The sequence below is a fragment of the Mycobacterium sp. 852002-50816_SCH5313054-b genome, assembly GCF_001667185.1.
Classification (GTDB): Bacteria; Actinomycetota; Actinomycetes; order Mycobacteriales; family Mycobacteriaceae; genus Mycobacterium.
In genome coordinates, this window is sequence record NZ_LZIC01000071.1 from 15,708 (window position 1) to 36,164 (window position 20,457).

The 20,457-nt window shown below is 67.5% G+C and carries 22 protein-coding genes; 12 read left to right on the plus strand and 10 right to left on the minus strand.

Annotated elements, in window-relative coordinates:
- The first annotated feature begins 74 nt into the window (after positions 1-74).
- Positions 75-1,829, plus strand: coding sequence for a patatin-like phospholipase family protein (locus A5787_RS15625; protein ID WP_066968506.1), 1,755 nt, complete (start codon positions 75-77; stop codon positions 1,827-1,829).
- A 78-nt stretch (positions 1,830-1,907) separates the two neighbouring features.
- Positions 1,908-2,855 carry an adenylate/guanylate cyclase domain-containing protein gene (locus A5787_RS15630; protein WP_066968507.1) on the plus strand — a complete coding sequence of 316 codons (948 nt, stop codon included), beginning with the start codon at positions 1,908-1,910 and terminating at the stop codon, positions 2,853-2,855.
- A 4-nt stretch (positions 2,856-2,859) separates the two neighbouring features.
- Here A5787_RS15630 and A5787_RS15635 read toward each other — a convergent pair whose 3' ends face one another.
- The 6 genes from A5787_RS15635 to A5787_RS15660 are packed head-to-tail and all read right to left on the minus strand — an operon-like array spanning position 2,860 to position 8,779.
- On the minus strand, positions 2,860-4,017 hold the full coding sequence (locus tag A5787_RS15635) for a lipid-transfer protein (RefSeq protein ID WP_066968509.1): 1,158 nt from the start codon (positions 4,015-4,017) through the stop codon (positions 2,860-2,862).
- Entirely contained in the window at positions 4,017-4,418 is a 402-nt protein-coding gene (locus A5787_RS15640; RefSeq protein WP_066968511.1) for a MaoC family dehydratase, read from the minus strand. Before A5787_RS15640 ends, A5787_RS15635 begins: the two co-directional genes overlap by 1 nt.
- Positions 4,415-5,362 carry a bifunctional MaoC family dehydratase N-terminal/OB-fold nucleic acid binding domain-containing protein gene (locus A5787_RS15645; RefSeq protein ID WP_066968513.1) on the minus strand — a complete coding sequence of 316 codons (948 nt, stop codon included), beginning with the start codon at positions 5,360-5,362 and terminating at the stop codon, positions 4,415-4,417. The genes A5787_RS15640 and A5787_RS15645 overlap by 4 nt, the downstream gene beginning before the upstream one ends.
- Positions 5,359-6,522 (minus strand): acyl-CoA dehydrogenase FadE29, encoded by a 1,164-nt coding sequence (gene fadE29 / locus A5787_RS15650; protein ID WP_066968515.1) that lies wholly within the window; start codon positions 6,520-6,522, stop codon positions 5,359-5,361. Before fadE29 ends, A5787_RS15645 begins: the two co-directional genes overlap by 4 nt.
- On the minus strand, positions 6,513-7,526 hold the full coding sequence (locus A5787_RS15655; protein ID WP_066968517.1) for an acyl-CoA dehydrogenase family protein: 1,014 nt from the start codon (positions 7,524-7,526) through the stop codon (positions 6,513-6,515). The genes fadE29 and A5787_RS15655 overlap by 10 nt, the downstream gene beginning before the upstream one ends.
- Entirely contained in the window at positions 7,526-8,779 is a 1,254-nt protein-coding gene (locus A5787_RS15660) for a cytochrome P450 (protein ID WP_066968519.1), read from the minus strand. Before A5787_RS15660 ends, A5787_RS15655 begins: the two co-directional genes overlap by 1 nt.
- 183 nt (positions 8,780-8,962) lie before the next feature.
- Between A5787_RS15660 and A5787_RS15665 the strand changes: the two genes are divergently transcribed.
- From A5787_RS15665 to A5787_RS15680, 4 genes are read left to right on the plus strand one after another with little or no spacing between them, the layout of a single operon-like run.
- Positions 8,963-10,126, plus strand: coding sequence for a steroid 3-ketoacyl-CoA thiolase (locus A5787_RS15665; RefSeq protein WP_066968521.1), 1,164 nt, complete (start codon positions 8,963-8,965; stop codon positions 10,124-10,126).
- Positions 10,126-10,500: a hypothetical protein gene (locus tag A5787_RS15670; RefSeq protein WP_066968523.1), complete on the plus strand. Its 375-nt coding sequence runs from the start codon at positions 10,126-10,128 to the stop codon at positions 10,498-10,500. The genes A5787_RS15665 and A5787_RS15670 overlap by 1 nt, the downstream gene beginning before the upstream one ends.
- A 21-nt stretch (positions 10,501-10,521) precedes the next feature.
- Entirely contained in the window at positions 10,522-10,977 is a 456-nt protein-coding gene (locus A5787_RS15675) for a nitroreductase family deazaflavin-dependent oxidoreductase (protein WP_066968525.1), read from the plus strand.
- 2 nt (positions 10,978-10,979) lie between these two features.
- Positions 10,980-11,477, plus strand: a complete 498-nt coding sequence (locus A5787_RS15680) for a nitroreductase family deazaflavin-dependent oxidoreductase (RefSeq protein ID WP_066968527.1) — start codon at positions 10,980-10,982, stop codon at positions 11,475-11,477.
- A gap of 23 nt (positions 11,478-11,500) precedes the next feature.
- Here A5787_RS15680 and A5787_RS15685 read toward each other — a convergent pair whose 3' ends face one another.
- Entirely contained in the window at positions 11,501-12,415 is a 915-nt protein-coding gene (locus A5787_RS15685) for an SDR family oxidoreductase (protein WP_066968529.1), read from the minus strand.
- 14 nt (positions 12,416-12,429) lie between these two features.
- Entirely contained in the window at positions 12,430-13,188 is a 759-nt protein-coding gene (locus A5787_RS15690) for an SDR family oxidoreductase (RefSeq protein ID WP_066968601.1), read from the minus strand.
- 84 nt (positions 13,189-13,272) lie between these two features.
- Between A5787_RS15690 and echA20 the strand changes: the two genes are divergently transcribed.
- From echA20 to A5787_RS15720, 6 genes are all read left to right on the plus strand, one after another.
- Positions 13,273-14,031, plus strand: coding sequence for a (7aS)-7a-methyl-1,5-dioxo-2,3,5,6,7,7a-hexahydro-1H-indene-carboxyl-CoA hydrolase (gene echA20 / locus A5787_RS15695; protein WP_066968531.1), 759 nt, complete (start codon positions 13,273-13,275; stop codon positions 14,029-14,031).
- Positions 14,028-14,912 carry a cholesterol ring-cleaving hydrolase subunit IpdA gene (ipdA, locus tag A5787_RS15700; protein ID WP_066968533.1) on the plus strand — a complete coding sequence of 295 codons (885 nt, stop codon included), beginning with the start codon at positions 14,028-14,030 and terminating at the stop codon, positions 14,910-14,912. Before echA20 ends, ipdA begins: the two co-directional genes overlap by 4 nt.
- On the plus strand, positions 14,909-15,655 hold the full coding sequence (gene ipdB, locus A5787_RS15705; protein WP_066968535.1) for a cholesterol ring-cleaving hydrolase subunit IpdB: 747 nt from the start codon (positions 14,909-14,911) through the stop codon (positions 15,653-15,655). The genes ipdA and ipdB overlap by 4 nt, the downstream gene beginning before the upstream one ends.
- On the plus strand, positions 15,652-16,722 hold the full coding sequence (gene ipdC, locus A5787_RS15710; protein WP_066968537.1) for a (3aS,4S,5R,7aS)-5-hydroxy-7a-methyl-1-oxo-octahydro-1H-indene-4-carboxyl-CoA dehydrogenase: 1,071 nt from the start codon (positions 15,652-15,654) through the stop codon (positions 16,720-16,722). The genes ipdB and ipdC overlap by 4 nt, the downstream gene beginning before the upstream one ends.
- A 140-nt stretch (positions 16,723-16,862) precedes the next feature.
- A complete protein-coding gene (locus tag A5787_RS15715; RefSeq protein WP_082977249.1) occupies positions 16,863-17,510 on the plus strand; it encodes a SatD family protein in 648 nt (215 codons plus the stop codon).
- Positions 17,507-18,247 carry a hypothetical protein gene (locus A5787_RS15720; protein WP_066968539.1) on the plus strand — a complete coding sequence of 247 codons (741 nt, stop codon included), beginning with the start codon at positions 17,507-17,509 and terminating at the stop codon, positions 18,245-18,247. The genes A5787_RS15715 and A5787_RS15720 overlap by 4 nt, the downstream gene beginning before the upstream one ends.
- A gap of 21 nt (positions 18,248-18,268) precedes the next feature.
- Here the strand turns inward: A5787_RS15720 and A5787_RS15725 are convergent, their stop codons facing one another.
- Together A5787_RS15725 and fadA6 are read right to left on the minus strand one after the other, a co-directional pair.
- A complete protein-coding gene (locus A5787_RS15725; protein WP_066968541.1) occupies positions 18,269-19,177 on the minus strand; it encodes an endonuclease domain-containing protein in 909 nt (302 codons plus the stop codon).
- Positions 19,178-19,295: 118 nt separating this feature from the next.
- Positions 19,296-20,456: a steroid 3-ketoacyl-CoA thiolase FadA6 gene (gene fadA6 / locus A5787_RS15730; RefSeq protein WP_066968543.1), complete on the minus strand. Its 1,161-nt coding sequence runs from the start codon at positions 20,454-20,456 to the stop codon at positions 19,296-19,298.
- Between the last annotated feature and the right edge of the window lies 1 nt (position 20,457).

The following is a 20,457-nucleotide window of genomic DNA, read 5'->3' on the forward strand; positions in this document are numbered from 1 at the left end:
GGGCCGAGGACGGCTAAACTGCGGAATATGCTGGGCGCGCAGGTTGCGGGCAGGGACACCGACAGCTGCACCTCATGAGCCCTGACGGGCGGTCACCCGAACCGCATGTGACCGACGAACGCACCGCGCTGCGCAGTATCCCGATATTCGCTGAGATCGACGACGAACAGCTCGACCAACTTTCGCTCGCCGTCGATCGCCAACACATCCCCGCCAACGAGTGGCTCTTTCACATGGGAGAACCCTCCGACGCCGTCTATCTCATCGCCTCCGGGCGATTCGCGGCCGTCGGCCCCGATGGACAAGTGCTTCGCGAGATGGCGACCGGTGAGTCGATCGGAGAGCTGGGCGTGATCACCGGCGCCGTTCGCTCGGCCGGGATACGGGCCCTCCGGGACGGCGTGGTCTGGCGGATCGCCGCTGACACGTTCACCGAGGTGCTGGCAAAGGCTCCGCAGCTGCAATCGGCGATGTTCCGAGCGATGGCGGGCACGCTTCGCGAGTCCCGATCCGCCAACGTCTCTCGGGGTCTTCGGGTCGTCGGCGTGCTGTCGACCGGCGATGCGGTTGCGGCTCCGATCGTCGACGCCGTCGCGACCCGTCTGAACTCGTACGGCCGGACCGCGGTGGTCGCGCCCCCCGTCGACACGACGGCCGCCGCCGGGCACTACGGCGAGCTCGTCGAAGCGTTCAGCGAGACCCTCGACCGGGCCGAACGAAGCAACGACTGGGTCCTGGTGGTGGCCGATCGGGGCTCGGGCGACAGCTGGCGCCGATACGTTGTCGCGCAAAGCGACCGCCTCGTGGTCCTGGCGGATCGAGCCCGTCCGCCGGCAGCGCTCGATCCACCCGCCACCCAACGGCCCGTCCATTTGGTCACGTGCAACGTCGTACCGGATCCGAACTGGTTCGATCTGCTGCAGCCGGTCTCGCATCACGCCGCCGACGACGACGGCATGGGCGCCCTGGCCCGCAGAATCGCCGGCCGCTCTCTCGGCATGGTGCTGGGAGGTGGCGGCGCCCGGGGGCTCGCGCACTACGGCGTCTACGAAGAGCTCACCCGCGCGGGCATCGTCATCGACCGATTCGCCGGAACCAGTTCCGGTGCCCTCGCTGCCGCCACCTTCGCGCTCGGGTTGGACGCAAGGGATTGCACCGCCGCGGCACGCAAGTACGTGGCGGAGACCAGGCCTGTCAGCGACTACACGATCCCCGCGATCGCCCTCACGCGAGGTCGCCGTGTCGACCGGCTGATAGAAGGATTCTTCGGCAGCACCACCTTGATCGAGCATCTGCCAAAAGAGTTTTTCTCAGTCTCCACCGACATCATCACGGGCGATCAGGTCATCCATCGGCGGGGGCTGCTGTGGGTCGCGGTGCGCGCATCGATCTCGATCCCCGGTCTCCTGCCGCCGGTGCAGTATGGCGAGCGGCTGCTCGTCGACGGTGGACTGCTGAACATCCTCCCGGCCGACGTCATGTGCGCGGACCCGGATGGCGACGTCATCTGCGTCGATCTGCGCCGAACGTATGTGCCGTCGAAGGGATTCGGCCCGCTGCCGGCAAAACTGCAGCCCCCCGCGTTCATCCGGCGGCTCGTCACCGGCACGGAGGCGGCCCTACCACCGCTGCAGGAGACGTTGCTTCGCAGCGTGGAGCTTGCCGCGCCCAAGGGAAACCTGCGCGAGCTGCCCCGGGTTACGGCGATCATCGAGCCGGACGTCTCGGCGATCGGTCCCTTGGACTTCAAAAACATCGATGCCGCCCTGGAAGCCGGGCGGATCGCGGCCCGGGCGGTCCTCGAGGCGCAGCCGACGCTCGTTGGCTGACCAACTCTTCGCGTTCTCTGCAGCTTGTACTATTACCTCTGCAGCAAACAGCTTCGTGTGCAGCTAGGTCGTTAAGCGATGGGCTCCGATTGGTGGGACAAGCCGTTGGCCCATCTCGTCATGCACATGAACGGTGGCGAGAAGAGCGTACCGATCTTCGATCAGCTGTTCGTCGGCCGGCAGTGCACCGGGATCGACGAACACCGCCGACTGGTGATCCCCGATCCGAACATCTCGCGCAACCACCTCGAGATCCGTCTGGACGTCGCCACCGACCGGGCGTTCCTGATCGACGTCAGCACCAATGGGACGTTGCTCAACGGCATGCCGCTGGAGCGGGCCATGCAGGTCCCCCTCAAGCCCGACGATCAGATCGCCGTCGGCGACGCCGTGCTGATCTTCCGATCGGACCGGTTCAACGCCGCCGGGGTGACCAACACCAGCCCGACCCTGACCCGGATCGTCGAGGAGACCATGGTGATGGTGGTCGGGGACATCACCAACTACTCGACGATCTCCGAAGTCACCGACAACCGGGTGATCGCCCGGAGCCTGAACTATCTCTGGCACGAGCTCAACCTCGTGCTGCGCGCCCATCGCGGCACGCTCAACCATTACGCCGGCGACGCGCTGTACGCGGTGTGGGAACTGCGGACGATTCCGGCGGCCAACGAGCTCGCCATCGACTTCGCGCTCGCCGCCAACCGCAGGGTCGAGGAGCTCGGGCCCACGCTCCCGCTGCGCGCGCCGGACGGTTCGCCGATCCGCATGGGCTGGGGGGTGGTGCAGGGCCGGGCCGCGATCGCCGCGATGACGAGGACGGTCACGGCCGTGATCGGCGACGCGACGAACGTGGCGTTCCGGTTGGCCGGCATCGCCGGGCGGGCCGGGCACCCGGACGTGATGGTGAGCTCCGGCGTGCACGCTGCCGTCGAGGCGGGCTACGTCTGGGGCCAGGCCGAGCAGGTAGCGATCAAGGGCCGGCGTGGAGCGGAGACCGTCTTTCCGGTCCTGGCGCGGTCGTAGCTGCCTACCCCAGGATCAGTCCCGACGTCGGCACACCCGTGCCGGCCGTGACCAACACGTGCTCGACGTCGGGCACCGGGTTCACCGAGGTGCCGCGCAGCTGCCGCACGCCCTCGGCGATCCCGTTCATGCCGTGGATGTAAGCCTCCCCGAGCTGGCCGCCGTGCGTGTTGATCGGCAGCCTGCCGCCCACCTCGATCGCGCCGTCGGCGATGAAGTCCTTGGCCTCGCCGCGACCGCAGAACCCCAACTCCTCCAACTGAATCAGCGTGAACGGCGTGAAGTGGTCATACAGAATCGCGGTCTGAATGTCAGAAGGCTGCAAACCCGACTGCCCCCAGAGCTGCCGACCCACGACACCCATCTCGGGCAGGCCGAGCTCGGGCCGGTAGTAGCTGACCATCGAATACTGATCGGGGCTCGACCCCTGCGCGGCCGCGTCGATGACGGCGGGCCGATGCTTGAGATCCTTCGCGCGCTCCGCTGATGTAATGACAAGCGCGACACCGCCGTCCGTCTCCTGGCAGCAGTCCAGCAGCCTCAGCGGTTCGGCGATCCACCGCGAGTTCTGGTGGTCCTCGATCGTGATCGGCTTCTCGTAGAAGTACGCCTTCGGGTTTGTGGCGGCATGTTTGCGGTCGGCCACCGAGATGGCGCCGAAGTCTCTGCTCGTTGCTCCCGACAGGTGCATGTAGCGCTGGGCGATCATCGCCACCTGCGCGGCAGGCGTAGACAACCCATGCGGATACACGAAGGAGTTGTCGACACCGGTCGAGTCGGCGTTCTCCACCAACCGCATCTGCACCTGGCCGAACCGCTGACCCGAGCGCTCGTTGAAAGCACGGTATGCGACGACGCAATCAGCCACACCGGTTGCCACCGCGATGGCCGCCTGCTGGACGGTGGCGCACGCAGCGCCGCCGCCGTGGTGGATCTTGGAGAAGAACTTCAGCTCCCCGATGCCCGTCGCCCGCGCGATGGCCACCTCGGTGTTGGAGTCCATCGTGAACGTGACCATGCCGTCGACGTCGGCCGGACTCAGGCCCGCATCGTCCAACGCATCCAGGACGGCCTCGGCCGCCAACCGCAGCTCGCTTCGGCCGGAGTCCTTCGAGAAGTCGGTGGCCCCGATTCCGACGATCGCCGCTTTACCCGAGAGCATCAGGCGTCCCCCACCGTCAGCGTGGCCGTCGCGATGACATGATCGCCAAGGCTGTTGCTGCCCACCACCTTTACGGTGATCAGGCCATCCTCCACGGCGGTGACCTCACCGGAGAACGTCACCGTGTCGTACGCATACCACGGCACCCCCAGCCGCAGCCCGATCGACTTGATCAGCGCCGACGGCCCCGCCCAGTCGGTGACGTAGCGCTGCACCAGCCCGGTGTCGGTAAGGATGTTGACGAAGATGTCCTTCGACCCCTTGGCCTGCGCGAGGTCACGGTCGTGGTGCACGTCCTGGAAGTCCCGGGTGGCCAGCGCCGTCGAGATGATGAACGTGGGGTCGCCGTGCAGTTTCAGCTCGGGCAGCTGGGTGCCCACCTCGATCACCGGCGCGCTCATGCGTCAGGCTCCCAGGCGTAGAGGGTCCATTCCGGTCCGCTGTCGCCGGCCGGGAAGTCGATATACGTTGCGCGCACCGGCAATCCGATCTTCACCTCGGCGGGGTCGATCCCGCGCAGCTCGCCCAGCATGCGCACGCCCTCGTCGAGCTCGACCAAGGCGATGACGAAGGGCAGCGTGCGACCGGGCACCTTGGGAGCGTGGTGCACCACAAAGCTGAACACCGTGCCGCGACCGCTGGCCACCGCGTAATCGATCGGAGCGGCCTTGTCCTGCCACACCGCCGGCACCGGCGGGTGCTGCAGGCTGCCGTCGGGACGGCGTTGGATGCGCAGTTCGTGCGCCTTGACGCCCTCCCAGAAGAACGCGGTGTCCCGCGACGAGGAGGGACGCATCATGGCGTCAGCGTCCAGGTCGGCGGGCACCGGGGACGGTGCCGCTTCCCGGGGCTTGAACTTGAGGATGCGCCAGTTCATTTCGGCGACATCCTCGTCACCGACCCGCCAGATGATGTGCTGGTTGATGAAATAGCCCTCGCCCAGACCGGTCTGCTTGGGGCCGACCACGTCACCCATCTCGGAGGTGATGCTGACCTGCTCGCCGGGTTGGAGATAGCGGTGGTAGGTCTGCTCGCAGTTGGTGGCGACCACGCCGATGTAGCCGGCGTCGTCGAACAGCTTCATCATGGGGCCCATCGGGTCGTCCTTCGGGCGATCCCCGCCGAGTCCGAACATCGTCCACACCTGAATCATGGCCGGTGGCGCGACAATTCCGGGGTGACCGACCGCGCGGGCCGCGGCCTCGTCGACGTAGATCGGGTTGCGGTCGCCGATGGCCTCCACCCAGTTGTTGATCATCGGGCGATTCACCGGATCACGGCCGGCGCGCGGCTTCGGGTCGCCGGCCGCCTTGATCTCGGCGACGGCTTCGGCAATGTCCGTCATCTCGGCACCCTCGGCACTTTGAGGCCGGCGGCCGCGATCATTTCACGCATGACTTCGTTCACGCCTCCGCCGAAGGTGATGACCAGGTTCCGCTTGGTTTGCGAGTCAAGCCAGTCGAGCAGCTCCGCGGTATCCGCGTCGGCGGGGTTGCCGTACTTTCCGACGATCTCCTCGGCAAGCCGACCGATATATTGAATGCGCTCGGTGCCAAATACTTTCGTCGAGGCGGCGTCGGCCACGTTGATGTCCTCGCCCGCGGCGGCCACCTGCCAGTTCAGCAACTCGTTGATCCGCCACATCGCATGGATCTCACCAAGCGCGCGCTTGACGTCGTGGTGATCGATCGGCGTGACACCGTCACTGCCCGGCTTGCTCGCCCAGGCGTGCACCCGGTCGTAGATGCCGGCGACGCGGCCCGCCGGGCCGAGCATCACCCGCTCGTTGTTGAGCTGAGTGGTGATCAGTCGCCATCCGCCGTTCTCCTCGCCGACCAGCATGTCGACGGGCACCCGCACGTCGTTGTAGTAGGTGGCGTTCGTGTGGTGGGCGCCGTCGGACAGGATGATCGGCGTCCAGGAGTAGCCCGGATCCTTGGTGTCGACGATCAGGATCGAAATGCCCTTGTGCTTCATGGCTTCCGGGTCAGTGCGGCAGGCCAGCCAGATGTAGTCCGCGTCGTGCGCACCGGTGGTGAAGATCTTCTGCCCGTTGACGATGTACTCGTCGCCCTGGCGCACGGCGGTGGTCCGCAACGAAGCCAGGTCGGTACCGGCCTCGGGCTCGGTGTAGCCGATCGCGAAGTGGACCTCGCCGGCCAGGATCGCCGGTAGGAACTTCTTCTTCTGCGCCTCGCTGCCGAACTGCTGGAGGGTCGGGCCGACCGTCTGCAACGTCACCGCGGGCAGTGGCACGTCGGCACGATGCGCCTCGTTGACGAAGATCGATTGTTCGATGGGCCCGAAGCCCAAGCCGCCGAATTCTTTTGGCCACCCGACCCCAAGCTTGCGGTCCTGGCCCATCCGCCGGATCACCGCGCGGTAGGCCTCGTTGTGGCGGTCCTGCTCCATCGCCTTCATCTCGTCGGTCGAGATCAGATTCGAAAAGTATTCCCGTAGTTCGGCTTGCAGCTGACGCTGCTCCGGGGTCAGCTCTATGAACATTGCGCTCCCACCAGATCGAGGCGATGAGATGGCCCGCCCAGTATCCGGGACAGGTCCTTGATCGTGGAGTAGTACCGGTGCATGGGATAGGTGATGTCCATACCCATCCCGCCGTGCAGGTGGTGGCAGAGCTGCATCACCGGCGGTGCCTGCGAGGCAATCCAGTAGCCGAGGACGTCCACGTCGTCGTCGGCATCCCGTCCCTCCGACAGCCGCCAGACGACCGACTTGGCCGCCAGATCGATGGTGCGCGAGGCGATGTAAATCTCGGACAGCTGCGCCGCCACGGTCTGGAAGGTCGACAGCGGCTTACCGAACTGCTTGCGGTTGGCCACGTAGTCGGCGGTGAGGCGCAGCGCCCCGGCCACCAGCCCGTCGGCGTAGGCGCCCATCGCAGCCAGCGCCAGCTGGTTGACCCGGTGCGCCGAGGCACCCGCCAACACGTCCGAATCACCCACCGCCACACCGTCGAACGTGACCGTGTACTCGTCCGAGCCGTTGGACGCCGGGGTGCGCACCAGCCGCACACCGTCGGCCTTGGGCGACACCACCACAACGGCGCTGTCGGCGGTCACGATCATCAAATCGGCTTGCTCGGCATACCCGACGCCGAGTTTGGTGCCCGACAACCGGCCGTCGGCGAACGCGACCCCGGGCCGGTCGGGCAAGGCGGTACCCGGCTCGTTGAGCGCCGCGGTCAACACGCCGCCCTTGGCGACCCCGGCCAGGAAGCGGTCCTGTTGCTGCTCGGAGGCCAGGTCCAGCAGCGGTACCACGCCCAGCCCCAGCGTGGCCAGCGCGGGCGTGATCGCACCATGGCGGCCGGCTTCGGTCAGCACCGTGGCGACCTCGGGCAGGCCCACGCCGTCACCGCCGAGGCGTTCCGGCACCGGCAGCGCCGTCACGCCGCCGCTGACCAGCGCCTCCCACGAGAGATCCCGGTCCAGCACCGACGTCGCCACGTCGGCGACCGCCTGCTGCTCGGCGGTGAGGTCGAAGTCCATCAGTGGTTCACCGGGCACTTGCCGGTGTAGTCGACCTGCCAGTGCTTGATGCCGTTGAGCCAACCGGACCGCAGCCGCTCGGGCGCCGAGATCGGCTTCAGGTCGGGCATGTGATCGGCCACGGCGTTGAAGATCAGGCTGATCGTCATCTTGGCCAGGTTGGCGCCGATGCAGTAGTGCGCGCCGGTGCCGCCGAAACCGACGTGCGGGTTGGGGTCCCGGAGGATGTTGAAGGTGAACGGATCGTCGAAGACTTCCTCGTCGAAGTTCGCCGACCGGTAGAAGAGCACCACCCGCTGGCCCTTCTTGATCTGCACACCGGACAGTTCGTAGTCCTCGAGCGCGGTGCGCTGGAAGCAGGTCACGGGGGTGGCCCAGCGGACGATCTCGTCGGCCGCGGTCTCCGGGCGCTCCTTCTTGAAGAGCTCCCACTGGTCGGGGAAGTCGGCGAAGGCCATCATCCCCTGCGTGATGGAGTTTCGGGTGGTCTCGTTGCCGGCCACCGCGAGCATCATCACGAAGAAACCGAACTCGTCGTCGGAGAGCTTTTCACCGTCGATGTCGGCGTTGATCAGCGTGGTGACGATGTCCTCGCCGGGATTCTCGGCCTTCAGGGCAGCCATCTGCATGGCGTACGTGAGCACCTCCATCGACGACGCCTTGGCATCGATGTCGGCGTATTCGGGATCGTCGCTGCCGGTCATCTCATTGGACCAGCGGAAAAGCTTGTCGCGGTCGTCTTGCGGCACCCCGAGCAGATCAGCGATCGCCTGCAGTGGCAGCTCACAGGCCACCTGCTCGACGAAGTCGCCGGAGCCGGCGGCTGCCGCAACCTTGGCGATGTTCTGGGCGCGTTCGTTGAGGTCGTCGCGCAGGCGTCCGATGGCGCGCGGCGTGAAACCGCGGGAGATGATCTTGCGCAGCCGGGTGTGGTGCGGCGCGTCCATGTTCAGCATGACGTACCGCTGAAGGTCGATGTCCTCACGCGCGATGTCGTCGTTGAACCGCGGAATCACGCAGTTCTCGTAGCTGGAGAAGACGTCGCTGCGCCGCGAGATCTCCTTGACGTCGTCGAGCTTGGTGATCGCCCAGAAGCCGCCGTCGTGGAACCCGCCGCCCTTGCCCGGGGCCTGTTCGTTCCACCAGATCGGCGCGGTCGCGCGCACCTCGGCAAATTCTTCGACGGGGATCCGCTCGATGTAGATGTCGGGGTCGGTGAAATCGAACCCGGGCGGAAGGTTGGGGCTGGGCACGCTACTTCTCCTTTAACTGCTGGTCCCTATGCTGGTCCGGCGACTGGCCTCTGACTGGCGATCCCAGGACACTAGCTCTCCTAGTGGAGCTCTGTTGCCAGTAAAACATGCCTCCACCGCAGAAAAAAGGCGCTCGAGCATCGTCGCTTGTCATAGTAATGAAACGTGTTCTAGCCTGGCCCCATGGGTAACCCGGTAATCGTTGAAGCCACCCGCAGCCCGATCGGCAAACGCAATGGATGGCTGTCAGGACTACACGCCACCGAGCTGCTGGGCGCGGTGCAGAAGGCAGTGGTCGAGAAGGCCGGCATCGACGCGAACGACGTCGAGCAGGTCATCGGCGGCTGCGTGACCCAGTTCGGCGAACAGTCCAACAACATCACCAGGGTGAGCTGGCTCGTCGCCGGCCTGCCGGAGCACGTCGGAGCCGCCACCGTGGACTGCCAGTGCGGCAGCAGCCAGCAGGCCAACGGCCTGGTCGCCGGCCTGATTGCGGCGGGTGCCATCGACATCGGCATCGCGTGCGGTATCGAGGCCATGAGCCGCGTCGGGCTCGGCGCAAACGCCGGCCCCGACCGCAGCATCCTGCGGCCCGCGTCGTGGGACATCGATCTGCCCGACCAGTTCACCGCCGCCGAGCGCATCGCCAAGCGCCGCGGCATCACCCGCGAGGACATCGACGCGTGGGGTTTCCAGTCGCAGCTGCGCGCCAAGCGGGCCTGGGAGGAGGGGCGTTTCGACCGGGAAATCTCGCCGATCGAGGCGCCGGTGCTTGACGAGCAGAAGCAGCCCACCAGCGAGCGCCACATGGTGGGCCGCGACCAGGGCCTGCGTGACACCACGCTGGAGGGGCTGGGCCAGCTCAAGCCGGTGATCGAGGGCGGGATCCACACGGCGGGCACCTCGTCGCAGATCTCCGACGGCGCCGCGGCGGTGTTGTGGATGGACGAAGACAAGGCCAAGGCGCTCGGGCTGCGGCCGCGGGCCCGGATCGTCAGCCAGGCGCTCGTCGGCGCCGAGCCCTACTACCACCTCGACGGCCCGGTGCAGTCGACGGCGAAGGTGCTGGAGAAGGCCGGGATGAAGATGGGCGACATCGACATCACCGAGATCAACGAGGCCTTCGCGTCGGTGGTGTTGTCCTGGGCGCGGGTGCACGAACCCGACATGGCCAAGGTCAACGTCAACGGCGGCGCGATCGCGCTCGGACACCCGGTGGGCAGCACCGGCAGCCGGCTGATCACCACCGCGCTGCACGAGCTGGAGCGCACCGATCAGAGCACCGCGCTGATCACCATGTGCGCGGGCGGCGCCCTGTCCACCGGCACCATCATCGAGCGCATTTAGTGGGGGTCTCCGAGGCCGACCGCATCGCGGCGGCCCAGGCGTACATCGACGCGCTGGTCACCCACGACGCCGACGCTGTCCCGTTCGCGCCGCACTGCGTCCGCATCGAGGTGGGGCTCAAATCGGGGTTCTCCGGAAATCACCTGCGGCGCAGCCTCAATCGCGGGCCGCAATACCGCATCATCGCGGCCACCACCCCGCCGCAGTACACCGTGTCCGGCGACGAAGTGCGCGCGGTGTACGACGTGCTGACCAAGGTCGCGTTCGGCGGGCGGCGGGTCGCGTCCCGGGTCGACGAGGCCTTCGTGATACCGGAAGACGACGGGCTGATCCACCACATCAGGGCCAGGCTGCGTCCATTCATCCAGCGCTGAACCAGCCGTAGGATCACAGTCATGCCGAAATCACCCCCGCGGTTTCACGACTCGCCATACGCCGACTTCCTGATCAAGTGGATGTCGCGCCTCAACACGTTCATGTACCGCCGCAACGGCGGCGAGGGCCTCGGTGGCACGTTCCAGAAGATTCCCGTCGCGCTGCTGACCACCACCGGCCGCAAGACCGGCGAGCCCCGCGTCAGCCCGCTGTACTTCTTGCGCGACGGCGACCGGGTGATCGTCGCGGCCTCCAAGGGCGGCGCCTCGAAGAACCCGATGTGGTACCTGAACCTGAAGGCCGACCCCAAGGTGCGGGTGCAGATCAAAAAAGAGGTGCTCGACCTGACCGCGCGCGACGCGACCGACGAGGAGCGGGCCCGGTACTGGCCGCAACTGGTGGACATGTACCCGTCCTACGACGACTACCAGTCCTGGACCGACCGGACCATCCCGATCGTCATCTGCGACCCCTGACGGTGTCGAGCCGACACCGTATCCGCAATTCCCGGTCAATAGCGCTGCTGCTCAAATGGTTTGCGCGCGCCCATATTTGGGTGTATCTCCGGACCGGCGGCAGGATCGGCGCGAAACTGCTGCGGTACCCGGCGGCGCTGCTGACTACGACGGGACGCAAGACGGACGAGCCGCGAACCACCGCCACCCTGTACCTGCGCGACGGTGACCGGGTGATCCTGCCGGCGTCCTTCGGGGGGCGCGACGAAAACCCGCTGTGGTACCGCAATCTCAAGGAGAACCCCGAGGTGCAGGTGCAGATTCGCGCGCAGCGCCTGTCGCTCGTCGCCCGGGACGCCACCGACGCCGAACGCGACCGGTACTGGCCGCCGCTGACGCGGATCTACCCGCGCTACCGGAAGTACCGCGAGGCCGCGGATCGGGTGATCCCCTTGGTGGTGTGCGAACCGCTACGCCGAACGTGCACTGGTGGCGAAGAATCGCCGAAAACATCGCCCTGAGTGCACGTTCGGCGCGAGCCGCGTTAGGCCCCGTAGACCGGAACCGGCGGCCGCGCCTTGGCCAGCAGGTCGGCGACGACGGGCCCCAGCTCGGCGGGATCCCACCGGGCGCCCTTGTCGATCTGCGGGCCGTGCGCCCAGCCCTCGGCGACGCGGATCTTGCCGCCCTCGACCTCGAACACCTTGCCGGTGACGTCGCGGGACTCGGCGCTGCCGAGCCAGACAACCAGCGGCGAGACGTTCTCCGGCGCCATGGCGTCGAAATCCTGGCCCTGCGTTGCCATCATCTCGGCGAACACGGTCTCGGTCATGCGGGTGCGGGCCGACGGCGCGATGGCGTTGACGGTCACGCCGTACCGCCCCATTTCGGCCGCGCCCACGAGCGTCATCGCCGCGATGCCCGCCTTGGCGGCGCTGTAATTGCCCTGCCCGACGCTGCCCTGCAGGCCCGCCCCGGAACTGGTGTTGATGATCCGCGCGTCAATGTCTTTCGGTGCTTTGCCTCTTTTGGCCAGCCCCCGCCAATACGACGCGGCGTGGCGCATCGTGGCGAAGTGGCCCTTGAGGTGCACGGCGATGACGGCGTCGAATTCTTCCTCGCTGGTGTTGGCCATCATCCGGTCGCGGACGATGCCGGCGTTGTTGACCACAACGTCGAGGCCGCCGAACGTGTCGACGGCGGTCTGGATCAGGCCGGCCACTTGGTCCCAGTCGGCGATGTTGGATCCGTTGGCGACGGCTTCTCCACCGGCAGCGGTGATTTCGTCGACCACGCCCTGCGCGGCGCTGCCGCCGCCCGCCGGCGAACCGTCCAGGCCCACCCCGATGTCGTTGACCACCACGCGCGCTCCTTCGGCCGCGAAGGCCAGCGCGTGCGCGCGGCCGATACCGCCGCCCGCCCCGGTGACGATGACGACACGGCCGTCAACCAAACCCATAGCTCCTGACTCCTCTACTTGATCGCGCTCGCGTTCGTTGCTGCCAGATAGTGCGGCGGCTCGCCGCCGCCGTGCACCTCGAGCGCGGCACCGCTGATGTAGGACGCCGCACCCGAAGCCAAAAACGCTGTGGCCCAACCGACGTCCTCCGGCTTGGCCAGCCGCCCCAGCGGCACGTTCTTCGAGATCGCGGCGATCGAGTCGGCGTCACCATAAAACAGTTCCGACTGTTCGGTCTCCACCATCCCGACCACGCAGGCGTTCACCCGGACCTTCGGCCCCCATTCGACCGCCAACGTCTGGGTGAGGCTTTCCAGGCCGGCCTTGGCCGCCCCGTACGCCCCGGTACCCGGGGACGGCCGCCGGCCGCTGAGGCTGCAGATGTTGATGATCGACCCGCCGCGCGGTTGGTTCTGCATCTTCTCGTTCGCGTGCTGCGAAACCCACAGCGCCCCAATGAGGTTGAGCTCGATGATCTTGCGGTTGAACTTCGCGCTGGACTCCGCGGTCAGCATGTACGGCGAACCGCCGGCATTGTTGACGACGACGTCGAGCCGGCCATGCCGGTCGACGATCGCGTCGACCATTGCCTTGACGGCGTCCTCGTCGCGCACGTCGCACGAGTGGAACTCATGGGCAAAGCCCTCGACGGGCCGGCGCGCGCAGGCGATCACGGTCGCGCCCTGCTGGGCGAAAATCGAGCTGATGCCGGCACCTACGCCGCGTACACCGCCGGTAACAAGGACCACCCGCCCGTCCAGCCCCAGGTTAATACCGTCGGCTGCTTCGGCGGGAGTCACTGTGCTAGCGTACCAAGCAAGTGCTTGCTTAGGTAGTCAGCCCACCCAGGAAGTGCAATGACGATCAATTCCACCACCATCGAACCGGGCATCGTCGCGGTCACCGTCGACTACCCGCCCGTCAACGCCATCCCGTCGCGCGGCTGGTTCGAACTGGCCGACGCGATCACGGCGGCCGGCGCCAATCCCGATACCCACGCGGTGATCCTGCGGGCCGAGGGCCGCGGCTTCAACGCGGGCGTGGACATCAAGGAGATGCAGCGCACCGAGGGGTTCAGCGCCCTGATCGACGCCAACCGCGGGTGTTTCGCCGCGTTCCGCGCGGTCTACGAATGCGCCGTGCCGGTGATTGCGGCGGTGAACGGGTTCTGCGTCGGCGGCGGCATCGGCGTGGTGGGCAACTCCGATGTCATCGTGGCCTCCGACGACGCCACCTTCGGCCTGCCCGAGGTCGAACGCGGCGCGCTCGGCGCCGCGACCCACCTGTCGCGGTTGGTGCCGCAGCACATGATGCGGCGGCTGTTCTTCACCGCCGCCACCGTGGATGCCGCCACCCTGCACCACTTCGGCTCGGTGCACGAGGTGGTGCCGCGGGAGCAGTTGGACGAGGCCGCGTTGCGGGTGGCCCGCGACATCGCCGCCAAGGACACGCGCGTCATCCGCGCCGCCAAGGAGGCGCTCAATCTCATCGACGTGCAACGGGTCAACTCGAGTTACCGCATGGAACAAGGCTTTACGTTTGAGCTCAACCTCGCCGGCGTCTCCGACGAGCACCGCGATGCGTTTGCCGGCACCAAGAAGGGCAAGGACGCGTGAGCGACAAGAGAACCACCCTGGACGAGGCCGTCTCGGAACTGCGCAGCGGCATGACGATCGGCATCGGTGGCTGGGGATCGCGGCGCAAGCCCATGGCGTTCGTGCGCGCCATGCTGCGCACCGACGTCAAGGACTTGACCGTGGTCACCTACGGCGGACCCGACCTGGGATTGCTCTGCTCGGCGGGCAAGGTCAAGCGGGTCTACTACGGATTTGTGTCGCTGGACTCCGCCCCGTTCTACGACCCGTGGTTCGCGAAGGCGCGCACCGACGGAGCCATCGAGGCCCGGGAGATGGACGAGGGCATGCTGCGCTGCGGATTGCAGGCGGCGGCGCAGCGGCTGCCGTTCCTGCCGATCCGTGCCGGGCTGGGCAGTTCGGTCCCGGACTTCTGGGAGGGCGAGCTGCGGACGGTGACCAGCCCCTACCCGGCGCCCGGCGGCGGGCACGAGACGCTGCTCGCCATGCCGGCCCTGCGCCTGGACGCTGCCTTTGTGCACCTCAATCTCGGTGACAGCCAGGGCAATGCCGCCTACACCGGCATCGACCCCTATTTCGACGATCTCTTCTTGATGGCCGCCGAGCGGCGCTACCTGTCGGCGGAGCGCGTCGTCTCCACCGAGGAGCTCGTCAAGGCGGTGCCCCCGCAGGCGCTGCTGGTGAATCGGATGATGGTCGACGCGGTGGTGGAGGCTCCAGGTGGTGCCCACTTCACCACCGCCGCACCGGATTACGGCCGCGACGAGAAGTTCCAGCGGCACTACGCCCAGGCCGCCTCCACGGAGGAGGGCTGGCAGCAGTTCGTCCAGACCTATCTGTCCGGCGGCGAGGACGACTACCAGGCGGCGGTTCGCGCATTCGCAGAGGAGGCGTCCAAGTGAGCAGCACCCGAGCCGAGGTCTGCGCGGTGGCTTGCGCCGAGTTATTCAGGGACGCCGGCGAAATCATGATCAGCCCGATGACCAACATGGCCGCCGTCGGCGCCCGGCTGGCGCGCTTGACCTTCTCGCCGGACATCCTGCTGACCGACGGCGAGGCGCAGCTGCTGGCGGACACGCCGGCGCTGGGCAAGACCGGGCCGGTCGAAGGCTGGATGCCGTTTGGCCGGGTGTTCGAGACGCTGGCCTGGGGGCGCCGCCACGTGGTGATGGGCGCCAATCAGGTTGACCGCTTTGGCAATCAGAACATCTCGGCGTTCGGCCCGCTGCAGCACCCGACCCGGCAGATGTTCGGCCTGCGCGGCGCGCCCGGCAACGCGATCAACCACTCGACCAGTTACTGGGTCGGCAACCACTCCAAGCGGGTGTTCTGCGAGACCGTCGACGTGGTGTGCGGCATCGGCTGGGACAAGATCGACGCCGACAACCCGGCGTTCCGATTCGCCCACCCGTATCGGGTGGTGTCCAACCTGGGGGTGTTCGACTTCGACGGCCCCGACCACACCATGCGGGCGGTGTCCCTGCATCCCGGCGTGAGCCCCGACGAGGTCCGCGAGAACACGTCGTTCGGGGTGGACGGGCTCGACGAGGCCGAGGAGACCCGGCTGCCGACCGACGACGAGCTGCGCCTGATCCGCGAGGTGATCGACCCGAAGGCATTGCGCGACCGCGAGATACGTTCATGAGATTGCGCACGCCGCTGACCGAGCTGGTCGGTGTCGAACACCCGGTGGTGCAAACCGGGATGGGCTGGGTGGCCGGCGCGCGGCTGGTGTCGGCCACGGCGAATGCGGGCGGGCTGGGGATCCTGGCCTCGGCGACGATGACGCTGGGCGAGTTGGCGACGGCCATCGGCAAGGTCAAGGCCGCGACCGACAAGCCGTTCGGGGTGAACATCCGCGCCGACGCCGCCGACGCCGGCGATCGCGTCGAGCTGATGATCCGCGAGGGCGTGAAGGTGGCGTCCTTCGCCCTGGCGCCCAAGCAGGAGCTAATCGCCCGGCTGAAAGAGGCTGGGGCGGTGGTTATCCCGTCGATCGGGGCAGCCAAACACGCGCGCAAGGTCGCGGGCTGGGGCGCCGACGCGATGATCGTCCAGGGCGGCGAGGGCGGCGGGCACACCGGGCCCGTCGCGACCACGCTGCTGCTACCGTCCGTGCTCGACGCCGTGCAGGGCACCGGGATCCCGGTGATCGCGGCGGGCGGATTCTTCGACGGCCGCGGACTCGCCGCCGCGTTGTCCTACGGCGCCGCCGGCGTCGCGATGGGCACCCGCTTCCTGCTCACCTCGGATTCCACCGTGCCCGATGCGGTCAAGCGGCGCTACCTCGAGGCGGCGCTGGACGGCACCGTGGTCACCACGCGCGTCGACGGCATGCCGCACCGGGTGTTGCGCACCGGCCTGGTAGAGAGGCTGGAAAGCGGTTCTCCGGTAAGGGGTTTCGCGGCGGCGGTGGGTAACGCGGCGAAGTTCAAGAAAATGTCCCAGATGACCTGGGCGTCGATGATCCGCGACGGCCTGGCGATGCGCCACGGCAAGGAACTGACCTGGTCGCAGGTGGTGATGGCGGCCAACACGCCGATGCTGCTCAAAGCCGGGCTGGTCGAGGGCAACACCGAGGCCGGGGTGCTGGCCTCCGGGCAGGTGGCCGGCATCCTCGACGACTTGCCGTCGTGCGCCGAGCTGATCGAGTCGATCGTGCACGACGCGATCGAACACCTGCGGGCGGCGTCCGCGCTGGTGGAGAACTAGCGCCGCACGCCGAGTGTGAACCGGACGACGCGACGCGCCGCTGAGGCGTCGCGTGTTTCACACTCGGCGTTGGCGGGCGACGCACTCAGCTAAATTAAGCGTATAGCTGAATCCTAGAGCAATTAAGCTATACTCTTTATATGGTGAAGATGAAGATAGGCTCTTCACTCCGTGCGACCGTGATCGGCGATGTCGTCGGGTCCCGGCGCGCCCGCGACCGGCCCGGCCTGCATCGACGCGTCGCCACGGCGCTGGGCCAAGTCGCCGCCGGTGCCGTCGGCCCGCCCGCCTTCACGGTCGGCGACGAGTTCCAGGGCAGCTACCCCACCCTCGGTGCCGCCATCGACGCGGCATTGACCATCCGCCTCCTGCTTGCCCCGGAGATCGACGTCCGTTTCGGCATCGGCTGGGGCACGGTCACCGTCCTCGACGCCGATGCCGGAATCCAGGACGGGCCGGGCTGGTGGAGCGCGCGCGAGGCGATCCAGCGGACGGCGGACACTCAGCGACAGCCCGGCTTCACGCTGGTGCGCACGACATTCCGGGCGGCCGACGACACGCGCACCGACGTCGCCGCCGTCAACGCGGCCCTGATTTGTCGGGACCATCTGCTTGGATCGCTCGATGAAAGATCGTTGCGAATTGTGAGGGGCTTGATGACCGGCCGAACCAAAAAGGAACTCGCCGCTGCCGAGGGCATCAGCGCGTCCGCGGTGTCCCAACGGGCGGCCCGTGACGGTTTGGACCTGATTGTCGTTGCCTCTCAGTATCTTCGGGGCCTGCCGTGAGCGGCGTGGCGGTCCTGCTGCTCGCGGTCGGAATCGCCGACCTGTGCCGGCGCGCGGTCCGCGCGGCGTGGGCCCCGCTCGCGGCGGGACCGGCCGTGGTGGTGGCGTGCGTGGCGCTGGGTGCGCTGTGGCATCGCGGCGACATCCTGTTGCTTGTGGTGGCGGCCGCCGCGTCAGTCGTCTGGGAGTGGCTCTGCCTGCGCAGTGAGCGCAGCGGCCGGCAGCAGGCGGCCCCGTTGGCCGTGTTCGCTGCGGCGCTGGTGCTGCTGATCGTCTTGTCCGGATGGTCCTCGGCGGTCGGCGGCGTCGTCGGGCGGTGGTCGGGGTGGGTGCAGCTGCCGCTGAGCCACGTGACGCCCACCCGACTGCTGATGATCCTCGGAGTGGTGCTGGTGCAGTTCGCGACCGGAAATCAGTTGGTGCGCCTCGTGCTCGGGTCGGTGGGGGCGGTGCGCCCGGCCGGCGAGCCGCAGCCGTCGGACCGGCTCAAGGGCGGCCGGCTGCTGGGCCCGATGGAACGACTGCTGATCCTGAGCCTCGGCGTCGGCGGTCAGGTGGCCGCGGCCAGCGCCGTCGTCGCCGCCAAAGGCATCATCCGCTTCCCCGAATTGAGCGCGCAGAAAAACCGCAACGGTGACGTCGGCATCGACGAGGTGACCGAGTACTTTCTGGTGGGCAGCTTCACGAGTTGGCTGCTGGCGCTCGCCGGGATCGCGCTGGTGCTGGCCGCCCGGTGATCGCAACGCCCAGCGTGCAATTCACGACGCGACACGCCGTTGAAGCGGCGCAGATTGCACGCGCGGAGGCGAGGGGCGCCAGCCCGCGGCGCGCATCGCGGCGACCACTCGGACGACGAGCGTCCCTTGCCGATAGCGGAGCAGGTCGCTGCTTACCCGGATGATCGACCAGCCCAAGTCGAGCAGCGCGGCGTGCCGGTCGATGTCACGTTGGCGCTGCGCCGGGTCCGTCCAGTGTTGGGGTCCGTCGTACTCGATGCCGACATGCAGCTCGCGATAACCCATGTCGATGCGCGCAACGAAGCCGCCGTACTCGTCGAAGACTCGGATCTGCGTTTCTGGCGCAGGCAGCCCTGCGCCGATCAACACCAAACGGGTTCGCGTTTCCTGGGGAGATTCGCAGCCACCGTCCATGAGCGGCAACACCGCTCGAAGGCGGACCAGACCGCGCGCGCCACGATGTGCGGCGATTACGGCCTCGACGTCATTGATCTTGACATTGGTCGCGTTCGCCAGCGCATCGAGTCGCTGGACTGCATGCAGCCGCGAGGATGTCCAACGCCCAACGTCGAAAGCCGTACGTGCCGGGCTGGTTACGGGCATGCCGTCGACTTCGACCACGTCTCCAGGGAGCAAGGCTTCGGAGTGCGCCGCGATGCCGGCAGGCGGGTGGCGATTGTCGTGGATCAGGTCGGCATCGAGCGCCGGGCTTACCCACTTGGCCCCGAGAACCGCCGCCGCGGAGTTGCCGGCGACGACCGCCTTGCGTCGCGACCACAGCCACGCCGCCCGCGCGCGTTCGCGCGCCGTCAGCTCGATGTCGCCGGGGCCGTAAACGCCCGGGTAGACCGCCACGTAGAGCGATCGCATGGCCCGCTCCGGCATGAGGTTGGCGGCCAAGGCCTCACTGCCGAGGAATAGCTCCGTCATGACGGCAATGGTGCCAACGCAGACCGACAACGTGCCGAGTGTGAAACGCACGACGCAACACGCCGCTCTGGCGTCGTGGATTTCACACTGGGCGCCGCAGCGGGGCGGGCCTCGCCCGCTAGAGGCGCTCGATGATCGTGACGTTGGCGGTGCCGCCGCCCTCGCACATCGTCTGCAGGCCGTAGCGACCGCCGATGCGTTCCAGCTCATTGAGCATGGTGGTAAACAGCTTGGCCCCGGTGGCGCCCAGCGGATGTCCTAGCGCGATCGCGCCGCCGTTGGGGTTGACCTTCTCGGGATCGGCCTTGATCTCCTTGAGCCAGGCCATCACAACGGGCGCGAAGGCCTCGTTGATCTCCACGGTGTCGATGTCGTCGATGGACAACCCCGTCTTTTCCAGGGCGTAGCGGGTGGCCGGGATGGGGCCGGTGAGCATGAAGACCGGGTCGGCGGCGCGCGCACTGATGTGGTGGATGCGGGCGCGCGGGGTCAGCTTGTGGTCCTTCACGGCCTGCTCGGACGCCAGCAGCACGGCGCTGGCGGCGTCGGAGATTTGACTGGCCATCGCCGCCGTGAGCTTGCCGCCCTCTACCAGTGTCTTGAGGCCGGCCATCTTCTCGAGGGACGACTCGCGGGGACCCTCGTCGAGCCGGAACGGACCGGATTCGGTTTCCACAGCGATGATTTCGTTGTCGAAGTGCCCGCCGCGGATGGCCGCGAACGCGCGCTCGTGACTGGTGAGCGCGTACTGCTCCATCTCTTCGCGCGACAGGTTCCACTTTTCGGCGATCATCTCCGAGCCGCGGAATTGCGAGATCTCCTGGTCGCCGTACCGGTGCAGCCACTGCTTGGATTCGTTGGTCGGTGAGGTGAACCCGAACTGCTCGCCGACGGTCATCGCCGACGAGATCGGGATCTGGCTCATGTTCTGCATGCCGCCGGCCACGATCAGGTCGGCCGTTCCGGACATGATCGCCTGCGCGCCAAAGGAAATGGCCTGCTGGCTGGACCCGCACTGCCGGTCCACGGTGACACCGGGAACCTCTTCGGGGTAACCGGCGGCCAGCCAGGAGAGCCGGGCGATGTTGCCCGCCTGCCCCCCGATGGCGTCGACGCAACCGGCGATCACGTCGTCCACGGCGGCGGGGTCGACGTCGACGCGATCGAGCAACCCGCGCCACCCATAAGCACCGAGGTCGACCGGGTGTACCCCGGCCAGGGCGCCGTTGCGCTTGCCAACCGCGGTACGTACAGCGTCAATGACGTACGCCTCTGCCATC